A 14,683-nucleotide genomic window follows, 5' to 3' on the forward strand; every position below is an offset into this window, starting at 1 on the left:
AAAATCATTTGACAACAAAAAACAATAAGCTATATTTTATCAACAGCTTGTTTTGTATCAAATGTTTGTAACAGGTTTACAGTTTTTTAAAAATCACATTATAAATTTATTAAATTGTAGTATTTCCATATTTAACGCTTTTTATAAATACAGTACCGTCTGAGGTATCCAATATGGTTGTTCTGCCGTGGTTCCCCCCGGTTTCTTCTGCTACTATTGGTATTTCCATATTTGACAATACCTGTTTTACTTTTTCAATATTATTTTTGCCTACATTGATGGTACCATTGTTGCCCATAGAGAACATATCAGCACCACCAACTAATTTTGCTTCTAATCTCCTTTTTGCAGCACCATATTTTGCCATTTCATCAACAAGGTATGGGATACCTAAATCCACAAATTTTGCATAGTTGCTGGTATTTCTCGCATTCTCAGATGAAGGTAGCATTGCATGAATAAGTCCACCTAATTTTCTGGTAGGGTCATATAACGTCACGCCTACACACGAGCCAAGACTCATTGTTTTCAGGTTTTCAGGGCTTTTTGCAACTGCACAATCTGCCATTTTTACTATTATCATTAATATCAGCTCGTATCTTCAAATTTTTTACTTATACCATCTTGTTAATCCTGTCAAGAAAATCATCCAGAAGTGATTTATTAAACATTGTCAGGAAACTGCCCTTTATCCTGTGTTCATCTTTGATTGTGAATTCAGTATCAAACACAATTGCGTAGTCAACTTCAATACTCATTTCGATAAGTAGATTGTCCATTATAGCAGCAACCATATCGTAATTGGTATAAGGGATTGTTATTGATGTATTGATTCCAAAAAAATCACTGATTGCACTGGAGTATGAACCTGCAAGTATCTGTCCAACTTCTCCCATCATTGACAGATTCATCTCACTCTGTAAATCAACATCATCCGTATCCATGACGATTTCTGAGATTTTTGCCGCACTTTCTTCAGGGAAAATAATAGCGATATAACCCATAAAATTTCCCCGCAACCCGACAATAGTTCCTACTACTGCTTCCTCTGGACTGCCGACTATATCCGGAACATCTTCGATTTTTTCAATCTTTAAATCTGGGACATGGATATTGACTTTTCTATTAATTAGCTTTGATAATGATGTTATAGAATTCCCCATTCCGATATTTGCAACTTCTTTAAGTGCGTCTTCCTGGAAATCAGTCAGATTAAGTATTTTTTCGTTTTCCATTTTATCTACCATTAAAATTTATGTACAAATCCTGCGTCAGAATCCAAAGATATTATTTACAACTTCATTTGATGATTTATAATTTCTCAATAAGTTTTTGAAATTTATCAGATTTTAACTTTTGGTGATAGTTTTGGAACCTTTTCGGTTTTTAAGTTCGTTTTAAGATAAAATAATTAATTAAAACTATTCTACTTTTCATAGCTGACTGCTCTCCCACGAGTGAGTCGTGGGGTTCTCTTGAACCTTGAGAGCCTCAACCTTTGACGAGGTTGAGCATTTGCTGGTTCATTGACGGTACTTGCAAACTGATAATGAGACCAGTCGTAGAGGTACCATCTCCACAGCCGTTGATTCCCGCGAGCCACACGGTATGCCTTGTTGGGTTATAGTATGATGATTTTGCCAGGATGTTTATTGCAGCATTGAGATCCCTTCCATTTCCAGACTACAATTACTGCAGTAGAATGCCCTATCTTCCAGTTTCATTTTTTTTTTAGTTCCGCAATGGGAACAAACCTGAGTAGTATTGTTCGGGTTGATTTTATCTACGATTTTACCTCTATCAGCTGCTTTATAAACATTATGTTGGATTAGTTTGTTCCAGCCTACATCCGATATTGATTTGGCTAATTTGTTATTTTTAATGAGGTTCTTTATTTTTAAGACTTCGAACACACTCAGGTCGTATCTCTCCTCCAGCAATTTGCTCAAGCAGTGCGAAAAATGGTTTCTAGCAGCAGCGACTTTTCTGTGAATCCTGTTCACTCTTTGTTTCTGCTTATTATAATTTTTAGATCTGAACTGACCTCTTTGCGAACCATCAACTCCACCCTTTCACCTGATGCTGATTATACGCTTTATAACTTTATAAATTTTACTTAATGTTAGCGATTATCTTATAAAATCTATAGTTAATCAGACATCAGCAGGGTACGATTCATCACTCTTTAAACAGAGTTTAAAGATATCCTTTAATCTTTGATTTAAGGAGCACTACTGAACGTTGGCTTTCTCTACCCCTGCACCCTGTCTATCGTAAAATATACAGTTGCTTTCTGATTGTTATCTAAACCTTTTATCCATATTTTGTAGACCAACACCAAAAACCTTTAAAACCGAGATACTATTGTAAAATACGGTGAACCCATGGAACAAGAGGAACTTATAAAACGGAACCTTCAGGAGATAGTAACAGAGGAAGAACTTGATAATCTAATTGCCACAAAGGACAAGCCAACAGCATATGTGGGGTATGAACCAAGTGGTAAAATACACATGGGACACGTCCTTACAGTAAACAAATTAATCGATTTACAGAAAGCCGGATTTGAAATCACGGTACTCCTTGCTGATGTTCATGCCTACCTTAACCAGAAGGGTAGCCTTGAAGAAGTTCGTGAACTGGCAAAACAGAACAAACAATGTTTCCTTGCACTGGGACTTGACCCTGAGAAAACCCGGTTTGTTTTCGGTTCGGATTTTCAGCTGGACCATGATTACATGTTAAATGTTCTCAAGCTGACCCAGGAAACCTCACTAAACCGTGCAAAACGGAGTATGGATGAAGTTGGACGCAAGATGGAAGACCCGAAGGTATCCCAGATGGTTTATCAGATTATGCAGGCAGTAGATATAGCCATGTTAGAAGTGGATGTAGCGGTTAGTGGTATTGACCAGAGAAAAATCCATATGCTTGCACGCGAAGAACTTCCAGATATCGGTTACAGCTCACCGACATGTATGCACACACCGATTATGCTAGGGCTGGATGGCGTAAAAATGTCCTCTTCAAAGGAAAATTACATCTCTGTTGATGATACTGAAGATGATATCAAAAGAAAAATGAAAAAAGCATACTGTCCAGCAGGAATTATTGAGGATAATCCTATACTTGAGATTTTTAAATATCATGTGTTCCCGAGGTATCATGAGGTTGTTTTGAAAAGACCTGAAAAATTCGGAGGCAATCTGGAGATATTCGGATATCAGGAACTGGAAAAACAGTTTGCATCGGGTGCAATCCATCCCATGGATTTAAAAAACGCTGCAACTGAATATATGAACGACCTTCTTAAACCGGTAAGAAAAATCCTTATGGAAGCCTGAAAACAGTTAAAATTAAATCTTTTCAATTCTATACCTAGAATGATGAATAAAAAATTGGGGAGGGGTTAAATTGGTAAAATATACATATCAGGATTCTACCGAATTACCGGTACAGAGAGACTTTATCCAGGATTTACAAACCTTTTTGGATGTGACACAGAAAGTCATACCTCTTGAAAAATCAGCAATCGAAACAAATTATGATACTGAAACCAAGATTCAATCTTTGAAAACAAGGATCCATGAGTTGGAGAGTTTTGAAAAAAGTCTCAAGGACTATGCAGAAAAACTCACAAAAGATATAGATTCAGAAGAAATTATTGAATGCAAAAACGCAGTGATTGATACCTGTTCGTCAAATTCCAAGAAATGGTCGCAATATCTGGAAGATGAAATCAAGTCACAGAAAAAACAATGTGAACAGGAAATTGAACGGATTGAATCGCAGGTTTATCCTGCACTTGACCCTCTGTTTAAAGGTGGTATATACGGTGCGCAGAAAAAATATACTGGATTTATGGATGATGAACTTCAAGGGCGATTAATCGCAAATCTGGATGGTTTGCAATATGAATCAGAGCTGAGGTTTGAACACAAATCACTTAGTGTGCGGGGAATTTATGGTGATATGTACCTGCCATACTGGTCGACATCAGGACTGATACATAGAGAAAATAAGGTAAAAAAGGCTGATGTCTCTGAATATATTTTAAGGTCGTTCAATTATGATACTGACCATCTGGATGCAGTATTTAAAGATAGAAAGCAGGAACATAGTTTCAGGCTTTTAGTAGACAATAACCTGTATCACGTATATTGTGGAGATTATGAAATAACAGAGGATAATACCCTTTTAAAATCAATAAATATGAAAGATATAGAATCACTTACTGATATGCTTATCAATTACATCCATACAAATATTAAATCCCAAAAATTGAAAAAACTGCTTTATGATGATAGGGATGCTGTCAAAAGCAATGAAATTTTCGATTGCTTGAAAATAATCGCTCAGCAATATGGGTATATTATACCCGAATGTCTTAATAGAGGGTATGTTAAAAACGAGATAACAATAAAAATCCATAAGTCGGATGGAACCAGGACAGAGAAATATATAAACAAAAATGAAGTTTTCAACCAGCTTTCAGAACTTGGAAGTGAGGGTCTTGAACTTGCAGAAATTCTCGGCATTCGTAGTCAGGATTCAGGTTCTTCACCTAATTTCTGAGATTTTGTTATTAATATTGTCCTGTAAAATGCAAGCAGGAATCCATAGACAAGAGGACCTACTATAAACCCTGTAAAACCAATAACAAATATAGGAGCTGTAAAAGAAAGTAATGTTATTACCGGATGTATTGATGCTTTGTCTTTTGCAAGCCGCGGCCTTATGAAACTGTCAGGGAATATGCTAAGTATAAATATTCCAAATAGCAACAAAACCACGGCGGTAAAATATTCTTGTATTACCAGATAATAAATAAACAATGGTCCATATATAACAGGTGCACCTACGAGGGGAAGCAGTGTCAGCAAGAATACAGCCATACCAAGAATCACAGGATATGGTATGCCAAGAAGGAAAAAACCTACTGCAGCAATGACACCTGTTATGAAACTGGTCACAAAAAATATGTTAAATAGGTTATAATATATAACATTTAATTCTTTGATAAATAAGTCTACTTTTTCCTTGTGTTTTTCGGGAATTATATCTATAAACTGGGTTCTGAGTCTACGGGCATCTATAAGGAAATAGTACGTAAACAGTAAGGTCAATACAAAACTAATCATGTATAATGGTGTGTTGGTTATAAAGGACGTGAGGAATGTTTTTGCGTAAGGAGATGACCAGTTTATGGCTGTAACCACTGGTTGCGTCAACCCGTCTGATATGTATCTGTTTGCTATAAATGAAAAGTAATCACTGGAACTTATAAAATCTAATAATTCCTTTTCCAGTGCCAGAATAGGTTCTCTGAGTTGACCAGGGGAGGCTACCAGTTTGGATATTTCCTTCACGGCCGAGCTTATAAGTAGATATATACACAATCCAAGGATAAATAACGCAGAAAGAACTGAAACTGATGAAGCAATTCTTTCACTCCTTGTTATTTTTTTAAGATGTAAATAAACCGGATATAGAACATAAGTTAAAAAGATACTGAATACTACCACCGGTACAAATTCTTTTGTTAAATATACGGCTACAATGCTTACCAGTAGTATTAGTGATACCACAAAAAAGCTGTATTTTTTATCAGAATCCATGTTTTGCTACTTTTTTATTTTTATAATAACTGTGCATAGTTAAATATATTTGGCTTTTAGAAATCCATGATTGTTATTGGCTAATATATAATTAAATTTGCAAATTTACCCTTGTATAAGATGTGAACTACCACTTGGCTCCTTAAATTAAAAATTTAAGGATTACTTTAAAGCTATGATTTAAAGTGTTTCCTGTTTCATACTTTTCCCTATGGGAACAAGTCCACAGGCTTTAGCTCTTATACCGAAGTGCAAATTTTAATTTTGGTTATCAATTACAATCATATAACTATTAGTCTTTATGTTATTTAAATTTCATTAATAGGTTAGGCGGTATTCATCCATTTGTTTCATTTCTTTGAAATGAAACTCGCATTATCTACCTTCAATCTTTATAAAAACTACATAAAATTATTACACATAATCCAACTTGCACATATGGGGCACACCGAAAACTCTATCAACCGGTAGTATAAATCCCATGCCGTTTCCTGGTTTTTCAAGGTCGACTGTGTCAATTATACTTTTGTATACTTTCTCTGATATCGATGATGGCACAAGGGTCAGCACGATTTCCTTTTCTGGTTCGACGATGAAACCCATAAAAGTCTGATCTTCATGGATACCGGTCCCACGCCCGAATATTACGGTGCCTCCTTGGGCACCTGCTTTCCTTGATGCCTGGACGACCGTATCGCCCCATCCTTTTTTTACAATTGTAACTATTAACACATTATTCTCATCATCATCCATTTGTATCAACTCCTTTGTATCGAATATAAACTCCAAGTATCATTACAAATATTATAGGTGCAAGTGCTATCATGGCAACCAGACCAAATCCATCGATTACTGGATTTCTTCCATCAATCGAAGAAGCAACGCCTACTGCCATAGACATGAGAAATGTCACTGCCATGGGTCCTGTGGCTACTCCACCTGCATCAAAGGCTATTGCTATAAAATCTTTATCTGATAGCCAAAGGAGCAGTATTGCAAGGATGTATCCTGGAATTATTATATATTGGAACGGGATTCCATAGACAAGTCTTGCCATGGCAATAGCCACAAAGACACCAACTCCTATGGACAGGGTATAAATCATTAGATTAGATTTAATAAAACCACTGGATGATTCTTCTATTTGATAACACAATACCCTGACAGCTGGTTCTGCAAATGTTGCCAGAAACCCCATTATAAATCCAAACGGCATCAGTATCCATTTATGTTCAAAATTTCCAAGAATTTCACCAATTTCTTGACCAACCGGCAAAAACCCATTGTATACACCATAAAGGAACAATACCATACCAATAGCAGTAAGCATTATCCCTCTAATTAACTTAAGTAATTCCAGTCTTGGATATTTGAGATATAGAATCTGGAAAATTGCAAAAAATATCAATAATGGAAACAATGCTTCCAATACCTCTATTATGACTGTTAGAAATCCGTGTTCTCCATAAAGCATTAGATAAACACACCCATTAACATGACAGTGATTATTGGACCTATCGATGCAAGTCCGATCAGTCCAAATCCATCTGAAAGTTCGGATTTACCACCAAGCATCGAAGCAATCCCTATACCAAGTGCAAGTATTACAGGTACTGCTAATGGTCCGGTGGTCACTCCTCCAGCATCAAAGGAAATTGCAAGAAATTCTGGTGGTGTGAAGAAGGATAGTATAATCACAAAAAGATAGCCAACCGTGAACAGGTATTTAATAGGTATTCCATAGGCAATTCTGAGCATTGATATTACTACAAAGGAACCAAGCCCCAATGCAATAGAGATGATAAGTGTGGTTCGGGACACACCTTCAGATACCATAGCAAACATGCTGCTTAAAACCCGTACATCTGGTTCGGCAATTGTAACCAGAAATGCCAGTATAAAGGTTATAACTATAATAAACAACAATGAACCATGTTTTGGTAGTTCAGAACCAATGGATTCTCCCATGGGCAGCATACCAAGTTTAACACCCATCAGGAAAAGCCCCATTCCTAGTATGACCATAACAGCACTGGATAAAAACGGCAATATCAATTCCAGGTCCGGCCCTACAAAAACAAGTATAAAGAAAAGCACGGATACGATAATTGGTAATGTGGCTTGCAATACTTCCATCATATTTTCTTTAAAGACCTGGTTCATTAACCCCCTCCCTAAAACATATGATATATTTTAGCATTATATAGTATTACATGTATAAGTATTTTGAGATTAGGATTTTTACAAATGCTATAAAAATCATCATATTTTTAAATTAAAAAAGAAATAAATCAATATTAAAAGGTGAACCGTTAATGGATATTCCACTGTTTAATGATTTTATAATTATTGTCGGTCTTTCCATAGTTGCTTTATACATATGTAACCGTTTGGGAATATCCGTAATCGTAGGGTTTCTACTTACAGGCTTAATAGTAGGTCCACATGGATTGAAACTGATTGAAAATATCCATCAGGTTGATGCATTATCTGAAATAGGAATTATATTACTACTTTTTACAATAGGTGTGGAACTATCGCTTCAGGAATTGTGGGAAGTTAGAAAAGGTGTAGCCATAGGTGGATCACTTCAGGTCCTGTCAACAATTATTGTTACCACCGGTATAGTTTATTATTTAGGAATAAGTCTTACTGAAGCAATTTTTGTAGGTTTTCTTATATCTTTGAGCAGTACAGCAATAGTCCTCAAAATTTTGCAGGGCAAAAATGAAATCAACACACCTCACGGGAAAATGTCTCTTGCTATTTTGATTTTTCAGGACGTGATAATTGTTCCAATGATGCTGGTGACACCACTTCTTTCTGGAGAGGCATTGGGTTTAGGCAGTAGTTCTTTTTTAATAATAGCAAAAGGACTGGGGATAATACTGTTCATAATCGTAAGTGCCAAATGGATAGTCCCCGGGATATTATATCAAGTAGCAAGAACTCGAAACCGAGAATTGTTTTTATTAAGTGTTATATTTATCTGTTTCTCCATTGCATGGCTTACTGCAAGTGTTGGACTTTCGCTTTCATTGGGTGCGTTCCTTGCTGGACTTATCATATCAGAATCGGAATACAGTCATCAGGCACTTAGTAAGATACTTCCATTCAGAGATATATTTCTGGGTCTATTCTTTGTATCAGTTGGTATGCTTTTGGATTATACTTTTATACTGGAACATCCGATTATATTTCTGCTAATTGTTGCTGGTGTAATAATATTAAAGTCATTGATTGCAGGTACTGTGACTTTTATAATGGGGTATCCGATACGAACATCTATCCTTGTTGGTCTGGCACTGTGTCAGGTAGGAGAATTCTCACTGATACTGTCCAAAGTGGGTCTTGACACCAATGTTATAAGTGATAGTATATACCAGATTTTCCTGTCAGTATCTATTGTTACCATGGCTGTGACCTCATTTATTGTGGATTTTTCACCAAAAGTAGTAGATTCTGTTTCAAAATTACCGCTCCCCCATAAATTAAAATATGGTTATCAGCATGCAAGTGATGAATCTGAACCAGAAAACCGTGTGCAGGAAAATTTGAACGACCATCTAATAATAGTAGGTTATGGTTTTAACGGCAGGACAATAGCAAAAGCTGCTAAAGTTGCAGGTATCCCTTATGTAGTCATTGAAACTAATCCTGATACAGTAAAATCTGAAAAGTCTAAAGGCGAACCTATTATCTATGGCGATGCAACCCATGAATTAGTCCTTGAAAAGGTTAATATAAAAAATTCAAGGATTATGATACTGGGAATATCAGACTTCCTTGCAACCAGACAAGTTATAGATATAGCTAAAAGGCTAAACCCAAAATTGTATATTATCACAAGAACTCATTATCTGAAGAATATAGATTTATTGTATGAATCAGGTGCTGATGAGGTTATTTCCCAGGAATTTGAAACCTCTATCGAAATATTTGTTCGCCTTCTGAAAAAATATCTTGTACCACAGGATAGTATTGACAGGTTTATAACTGAAGTACGTTCTGATGGTTATGACATGGTCAGGAATCTTCCAAAGTATACTCATGGACACTCGGATTTAAAAATGAACCTTACTGATATTGATATAAGCACATTCAAATTAAATAAAAGGTCACCATCAGCAAATAAATGTCTTGCTGAGCTTGAACTGAGAAAGAAATACGGTGTTACGGTACTGGCAATTGAAAGGGATTCAGAAACCATAACCAATCCACATGGTGATACTAAACTATTTCCTGGAGACATTGTTATTGTTATTGGAAAACCGGAACATCTTGCTGAAGCTCAGAAATTTTTCTTTGAAAAAGCTAAAGGAAACAAGTTTTTCTGGCAGTATCCATATTAACGTTACTTGTTAACCCTGTCGAATTCCCTTTATACTTCTAAAGGTGGTTCTTCATCCAATTTCATAAATGTCCGCTACTAACCGCTAAAGCGGTTAGATTGTCCTTCCATCTCTTAACTTCGACTAACGGAAGCTAAGGGAGGACATTAGGAAGGTTGACTGCTCCCCTGTGTACCATCATGTTCTTCGAAGCATTGTAATCGGCGTTCCTTTCTGGATAATTTCTTGAGGTGCTTCTTGGCTGACCATATGTCTTTAGATTGTAATCTTGATTTTGAATTGGTATGTCGCTCTCGCATCTCATCAACTTTTGTGCCTTTGTAAATTTCATTATCATATGTGGTTGCTATATTAACTACATCAAGGACTACACCCATGACATCTTCGTAGCATTTGACATCATCTCCAGATATTTCCATAATCAGCAGCAAGTAAATGGATAGAATAGGTTATTATGGTAGACTACTGCCCTACATGTCCCTTCCAAATAACACTATGTTAAACGAATGCTGCTGGAAAATGGTTATGCAAGAGTATACGATGAAGCTGAAATTGTATACATGGAAAAATTTCAAGATCTAGAACAGGAAGCTATTACAAATAATGAAGGATCTATGGAAAAGATGATTTATCTATCAGTTGAATTTATAATCCATATATAGTGTTAAAATTTTCAACGGCTTTATAGTATTTAACGCTAGAAAAATAACAGCATCATTTTTTATATATATTTATAGTACATAGTAAGGGATTATAAAGCAGATGTAGAGAACGAGGGTATAACTCTACACCTGTCTAAAGTAGTGGTCGAGCGTTTTTAATGGTTGAGTGGGGTTCAACCAGCGGGGATTTGTGTGGTTTGAAGTAGTCAAAGTGGTCTTATCTGCCCAATCTGTGTGATGTAGGGCTAATCACGGGCTGGGTAGTTTCACATCATTAAACATGTTAACAGATTTCTACATATCCACACTCTATAATTCATAATGTTCACATATTATAAAGGTGTTCTGATACTTTACTTAAAATTGACAGTTTTAAAATAGCTTATATGAAAAAAGTTCAAACTATTCTCATACTACAGAACTTTCGGCCTTCATCCAGAATTGATTGTACATAGTCAACATCTTGTCAATAGGGAACCTCATTAGGCTACGCAGTTGCACTATATGTTATTATGACCAGTTCGACATCATCAGAGGAATCACCGGTCATCTGTGAATATTTAGCTGCATTTATGGTCGTGAGTACCCCGGTATACATCCGGTTCAACCTCCAGTCGTTTACTTCATGGTAAAGCTCAAATACACTTTTTTCCAGGAAGAAAATATCACTTCTGTTGAGGTCTGAAACCACCACCTTGTATTTGGGTATCCAATGCAGGTTGTCCTCATTTTTGCCTCTTGAATCTTAGATCCCTACAGTTCTGACCTTCTTTACGAACCATCTACTCCACCATTTCACTTGATACTGAATATGCGTCCTGAAACTATCTAAAATTTATCTAATGTTAGCGATTATTCTGTTTATCCGGGGTTAATCAGACATCAGCGGGATGCGATTCATCCCCTTTAAATCTCTGATTTTAAGAGCCTGAGTAAACTCATGGGCTTTATCTACCCCTACGCCCCGCTTTTCGTAAATTAAAACGTTACCATTCTTAAAAATTAGTTCCTTATAATATATACATGAATCCAGTTTACAATTAAAAATAATTATAAAAAATAATTTTATAAAAACATACTCAAGATTGTTACTTATTGTCACGTTATTTTTATGTAGTTTGGTGTATATACATCTCTTAAAGAGGTTTTAAAAGTGAAAACTCCCCCAAAAACTTCTGCTCTTAATCAAATATTAGAAAAATCAAGAACATGTCCCAAATGTAATATAAAGGGAAATATTCACATTGGAAACATTGAAACTGGTGAAAGTACAGATTTCTGCATGTTTTGTGGACGAAACGAACATACAGAAATTGCAATTGATAAACACAAGGAATATCTGGTAAAATATGCAGAACATTTTTTGTGGAATGGGATGTTAGAAGAATCACTAGAATTGCTTTACCAATTAAATGATGATAACACAGAAAAACTTGATAAGATAAGTAAAAATCTTGATGAAAGTAATATCTTGGATTTCATTGACAATATACTTAACAATAAAAAATATACTATACCCGAGTTTGATGAAAATGGTCATTTGATGTATGAGAAAAAATGTTATGGAGGGTATGGCATAATACATTTTACAAACGATATTAAATCATCAGTGGATCCAACAAACCCTGATAACTTTTGTTTAGATGGTAAATTTTGCGTCAGGGATAATGATAAAAGTAGAACCATGAGAAATGATGAGAATGTTTCAACTTATCATTTGTTTGGGAATCATATTTCAGGGACAACCAGCCTTATACAATTGATAGATAATACAATTGTACACAGTATACCTCTCTCAACTGATAATGATTATAACGAAATTATGCATCAAGAAATGGAAAAAATGCAAGAAAAAGGCGTGAAAGCAATTTCTTTTGTGAAATCAAAAAATGATATTATTGAAGTTTAATATGACACATTTTTTGATTTTGAATGAAGATAAGTTTTTAGTTTTATATAACCTAAAATATATTAATTATAATTTTTTTGAAAAATTAACCTATCCTTTTGTTAATTTATAAAAGAAAAAAGGCTGTCTGAGGGAAAGAGAGATGAACGACTAGCCTTAGATTATTTCAGGTTCACAGTCCGGTCGATATCCTCGAACTGTTCGTAGTATTTGACACGCTGGATAAGTTCCTCGAAATATTCGTCCATTTCAATCACCAATCATCCCTATAAATCTAAAATATAAAAGGAAGAACCAAGCGGTGTGAAAGTAATCAAACTGAGTATAATATTGCTAAACGTTGCTGTTTACCTGTATTTTGTCGATGAGGAGAATCTGAAACAAAAAGTTTAAAATTTATACCGCAGTATTTTATTTCCAGTTCAAATTGATTCAATACCAGGCCCAAGAGCTATCCAACCCGCTTCCATTTCTGACAGATAGGTAGCACCTGGTAGGAAAACTGACTACTTTCCCACGACTGAAGAGCCTGTCCGACAATTCAACACTAATAATTTATTTTTTATTATACAAATTACTTTAGGTGAAAACAAATTTATTTATTAATCGGGTTTATCCAATTATTCAAAAACTAGACATGGTTAATATCATCAGGGATAAGAGAAACAACCTAGAATTATCATACTGGTTACCTGGTAGGTTTTCGGTAGGATAGATTAATAGTAATCAGTAATTGCCGGACAGGCTGTTTAGCCGGTAGTTCACACAATTCTTTACCGGCATTATAGAGTCCTCCTGTGAGGACACCAAATAATATATCATCCCACGCCATTTTACTTACTTCTTGTTATTTTTAGGATTCTGCACAACTCCTCCTAGATGTTGTAACATTTTCCTTAGGTGAACTACCACTTGGCTAAAGACCAACTAGCTTCCTGTTTCATACTTTTCCCTTATGGGAACAAGTCCACAGGCTCTACCCCTCGTACCGAAGGTGTAAAATTGTAATCTTGGTTATCAATTACAATCATACAGACATTGGTCTTTATAATATTTAAACCTAATTAATAGATTAGACGGTATTCATCCCTTTGTTTCATTTCAAAGAAATGAAACTCGCATTAAATCTACGATTTGATTCAATGCTGAAGACATAAGGGTTTTCTACCTTCCATTGTTATAAAGTATCTATTTACCTTGTTTATAAAATGTATAAAAAATGTGTAGTTAGTGTTTTCCACGTATTCATTAGAGAAATCAACTTATATTATTAATAAACAAATCATTATTGAGAACAATAAAATCATTTACAATCAGTGTGGGAGAGAGAACTTTGGATTTTCATCATAACAGAAGAACTTACATAATTTATACAATCATTATAGCTGTTGTTCTATTTGTGATTTATACTATATACCAGAATCCAGAAAGTCCAATTAAACTGATATACCGTGCGTCTGGAATTTTTGGTTATTTGCTTGTTTTCTCAGCAATAGTATCTTCTGAATATATGACACAAATAAAAAAGTTATTTGGACAAACTTTTCTAAAATTTCATCACAACATTATTAAACTTGCATTTATACTGATGGTTCTTCATCCGGTATCCTTTGCGCTTGATATTCAAAATTTACAGGTATTTTTACCAGTATTTTACCCTCCAGTAACATTTCTTGAACTTGCAGGAAGACCTGCGCTTTATATATTTGTCATTGTGATAATTACTGCTGTTTATCGAAAAAAGATAATCAAAAACTGGAAAAAGATACACCTTTTCAATTATCTGGCGTTTTTTATGGTATCGATACATGCACTGTTGATTGGTACAGATTTTTCATCAACAGGTATGAAGATATTATCATTTTCAATGATGGCAACAGTAACCGGTATTTTTGTTCATAAACGGTTGAAAAAGAGTAAATTAAGAAGATGATATCAAATATGCGGCTGCCGGGATTCGAACCCGGGTTAGAGGCTTGGGAAGCCTCTGTCATAACCACTAGACCACAGCCGCTCATTTTGGAATTGTTAAAAGTTATGAAGTCCTTCAATAATTTAACAGGATTGATATTTAAAAGTATTCCCGGATTTATATAAGCAAAGCGTAAAACCCCGATGTATTTAGCATCGGGGATGTAAGCG

Annotated in this window: 16 protein-coding genes and 1 tRNA gene; 6 read left to right on the forward strand and 11 right to left on the reverse strand. The window is 35.2% G+C overall.

The window, feature by feature from the left end; all coding sequences use genetic code 11:
* Positions 1-109 precede the first annotated feature (109 nt).
* The 3 genes from ACLFMM_RS05925 to ACLFMM_RS05935 form a co-directional block, all read right to left on the reverse strand.
* A complete protein-coding gene (locus ACLFMM_RS05925) occupies positions 110-583 on the reverse strand; it encodes a chemotaxis protein CheD (RefSeq protein WP_410807795.1) in 474 nt (157 codons plus the stop codon).
* Positions 584-614: 31 nt separating this feature from the next.
* Positions 615-1,235 (reverse strand): chemotaxis protein CheC, encoded by a 621-nt coding sequence (locus ACLFMM_RS05930; RefSeq protein ID WP_410807796.1) that lies wholly within the window; start codon positions 1,233-1,235, stop codon positions 615-617.
* Positions 1,236-1,649: 414 nt separating this feature from the next.
* Positions 1,650-2,003: a zinc ribbon domain-containing protein gene (locus ACLFMM_RS05935; RefSeq protein ID WP_410807797.1), complete on the reverse strand. Its 354-nt coding sequence runs from the start codon at positions 2,001-2,003 to the stop codon at positions 1,650-1,652.
* A gap of 381 nt (positions 2,004-2,384) precedes the next feature.
* On the opposite strand from ACLFMM_RS05935, the gene ACLFMM_RS05940 reads away from it, so the two are divergent.
* Both ACLFMM_RS05940 and ACLFMM_RS05945 read left to right on the forward strand, forming a co-directional pair.
* Positions 2,385-3,344, forward strand: a complete 960-nt coding sequence (locus ACLFMM_RS05940; protein ID WP_410807798.1) for a tyrosine--tRNA ligase — start codon at positions 2,385-2,387, stop codon at positions 3,342-3,344.
* A 70-nt stretch (positions 3,345-3,414) separates the two neighbouring features.
* Complete coding sequence (locus ACLFMM_RS05945; RefSeq protein ID WP_410807799.1) at positions 3,415-4,575, forward strand: hypothetical protein; 1,161 nt, start codon at positions 3,415-3,417, stop codon at positions 4,573-4,575.
* On the opposite strand, the gene ACLFMM_RS05950 is transcribed toward ACLFMM_RS05945, so the two are convergent.
* The 4 genes from ACLFMM_RS05950 to ACLFMM_RS05965 all read right to left on the reverse strand — a co-directional run bounded on the left by ACLFMM_RS05950 (position 4,545) and on the right by ACLFMM_RS05965 (position 7,781).
* Positions 4,545-5,618, reverse strand: coding sequence for an AI-2E family transporter (locus tag ACLFMM_RS05950; protein ID WP_410807800.1), 1,074 nt, complete (start codon positions 5,616-5,618; stop codon positions 4,545-4,547). The two genes, ACLFMM_RS05945 and ACLFMM_RS05950, sit on opposite strands and share 31 nt — an antisense overlap.
* A 414-nt stretch (positions 5,619-6,032) precedes the next feature.
* On the reverse strand, positions 6,033-6,371 hold the full coding sequence (locus tag ACLFMM_RS05955; RefSeq protein ID WP_410807801.1) for a P-II family nitrogen regulator: 339 nt from the start codon (positions 6,369-6,371) through the stop codon (positions 6,033-6,035).
* A complete protein-coding gene (locus ACLFMM_RS05960; RefSeq protein WP_410807802.1) occupies positions 6,364-7,092 on the reverse strand; it encodes a DUF1538 domain-containing protein in 729 nt (242 codons plus the stop codon). Before ACLFMM_RS05960 ends, ACLFMM_RS05955 begins: the two co-directional genes overlap by 8 nt.
* Positions 7,092-7,781: a DUF1538 domain-containing protein gene (locus ACLFMM_RS05965; RefSeq protein WP_410807803.1), complete on the reverse strand. Its 690-nt coding sequence runs from the start codon at positions 7,779-7,781 to the stop codon at positions 7,092-7,094. The genes ACLFMM_RS05960 and ACLFMM_RS05965 overlap by 1 nt, the downstream gene beginning before the upstream one ends.
* A gap of 152 nt (positions 7,782-7,933) precedes the next feature.
* Here ACLFMM_RS05965 and ACLFMM_RS05970 point away from each other — a divergent pair, with 152 nt between their 5' ends.
* Complete coding sequence (locus tag ACLFMM_RS05970) at positions 7,934-9,970, forward strand: cation:proton antiporter (RefSeq protein WP_410807804.1); 2,037 nt, start codon at positions 7,934-7,936, stop codon at positions 9,968-9,970.
* Positions 9,971-10,116: 146 nt separating this feature from the next.
* Here the strand turns inward: ACLFMM_RS05970 and ACLFMM_RS05975 are convergent, their stop codons facing one another.
* Positions 10,117-10,389, reverse strand: a complete 273-nt coding sequence (locus ACLFMM_RS05975; RefSeq protein ID WP_410807805.1) for a hypothetical protein — start codon at positions 10,387-10,389, stop codon at positions 10,117-10,119.
* Positions 10,390-10,476: 87 nt separating this feature from the next.
* Here ACLFMM_RS05975 and ACLFMM_RS05980 point away from each other — a divergent pair, with 87 nt between their 5' ends.
* Positions 10,477-10,632, forward strand: coding sequence for a hypothetical protein (locus ACLFMM_RS05980; protein WP_410807806.1), 156 nt, complete (start codon positions 10,477-10,479; stop codon positions 10,630-10,632).
* Between the two features lie 487 nt (positions 10,633-11,119).
* On the opposite strand, the gene ACLFMM_RS05985 is transcribed toward ACLFMM_RS05980, so the two are convergent.
* Entirely contained in the window at positions 11,120-11,326 is a 207-nt protein-coding gene (locus tag ACLFMM_RS05985) for a hypothetical protein (RefSeq protein WP_410807807.1), read from the reverse strand.
* 459 nt (positions 11,327-11,785) lie between these two features.
* Here ACLFMM_RS05985 and ACLFMM_RS05990 point away from each other — a divergent pair, with 459 nt between their 5' ends.
* On the forward strand, positions 11,786-12,541 hold the full coding sequence (locus ACLFMM_RS05990) for a hypothetical protein (protein ID WP_410807808.1): 756 nt from the start codon (positions 11,786-11,788) through the stop codon (positions 12,539-12,541).
* A gap of 688 nt (positions 12,542-13,229) precedes the next feature.
* On the opposite strand, the gene ACLFMM_RS05995 is transcribed toward ACLFMM_RS05990, so the two are convergent.
* On the reverse strand, positions 13,230-13,373 hold the full coding sequence (locus ACLFMM_RS05995) for a hypothetical protein (RefSeq protein ID WP_410807809.1): 144 nt from the start codon (positions 13,371-13,373) through the stop codon (positions 13,230-13,232).
* A gap of 567 nt (positions 13,374-13,940) precedes the next feature.
* Here ACLFMM_RS05995 and ACLFMM_RS06000 point away from each other — a divergent pair.
* Entirely contained in the window at positions 13,941-14,474 is a 534-nt protein-coding gene (locus tag ACLFMM_RS06000) for a ferric reductase (protein WP_410807810.1), read from the forward strand.
* Between the two features lie 9 nt (positions 14,475-14,483).
* On the opposite strand, the gene ACLFMM_RS06005 is transcribed toward ACLFMM_RS06000, so the two are convergent.
* Positions 14,484-14,555: transfer RNA gene (locus ACLFMM_RS06005), tRNA-Gly, on the reverse strand.
* Positions 14,556-14,683: the final 128 nt, after the last annotated feature.

It is taken from the genome of Methanohalobium sp. (assembly GCF_046546175.1).
Taxonomy (GTDB): Archaea; Halobacteriota; Methanosarcinia; order Methanosarcinales; family Methanosarcinaceae; genus Methanohalobium.

Bases quoted from the DNA above. Each gene is read 5' to 3' on its own strand.
- ACLFMM_RS05925 (WP_410807795.1), bottom strand. From the start codon at position 583: ATGATAATAGTAAAAATGGCAGATTGTGCAGTTGCAAAAAGCCCTGAA.
- ACLFMM_RS05930 (WP_410807796.1), bottom strand. From the start codon at position 1,235: ATGGAAAACGAAAAAATACTTAATCTGACTGATTTCCAGGAAGACGCA.
- ACLFMM_RS05940 (WP_410807798.1), top strand. From the start codon at position 2,385: ATGGAACAAGAGGAACTTATAAAACGGAACCTTCAGGAGATAGTAACA.
- ACLFMM_RS05950 (WP_410807800.1), bottom strand. From the start codon at position 5,618: ATGGATTCTGATAAAAAATACAGCTTTTTTGTGGTATCACTAATACTA.
- ACLFMM_RS05955 (WP_410807801.1), bottom strand. From the start codon at position 6,371: ATGGATGATGATGAGAATAATGTGTTAATAGTTACAATTGTAAAAAAA.
- ACLFMM_RS05960 (WP_410807802.1), bottom strand. From the start codon at position 7,092: ATGCTTTATGGAGAACACGGATTTCTAACAGTCATAATAGAGGTATTG.
- ACLFMM_RS05965 (WP_410807803.1), bottom strand. From the start codon at position 7,781: ATGAACCAGGTCTTTAAAGAAAATATGATGGAAGTATTGCAAGCCACA.
- ACLFMM_RS05970 (WP_410807804.1), top strand. From the start codon at position 7,934: ATGGATATTCCACTGTTTAATGATTTTATAATTATTGTCGGTCTTTCC.
- ACLFMM_RS05975 (WP_410807805.1), bottom strand. From the start codon at position 10,389: ATGGAAATATCTGGAGATGATGTCAAATGCTACGAAGATGTCATGGGT.
- ACLFMM_RS05980 (WP_410807806.1), top strand. From the start codon at position 10,477: ATGCTGCTGGAAAATGGTTATGCAAGAGTATACGATGAAGCTGAAATT.
- ACLFMM_RS05995 (WP_410807809.1), bottom strand. From the start codon at position 13,373: ATGGCGTGGGATGATATATTATTTGGTGTCCTCACAGGAGGACTCTAT.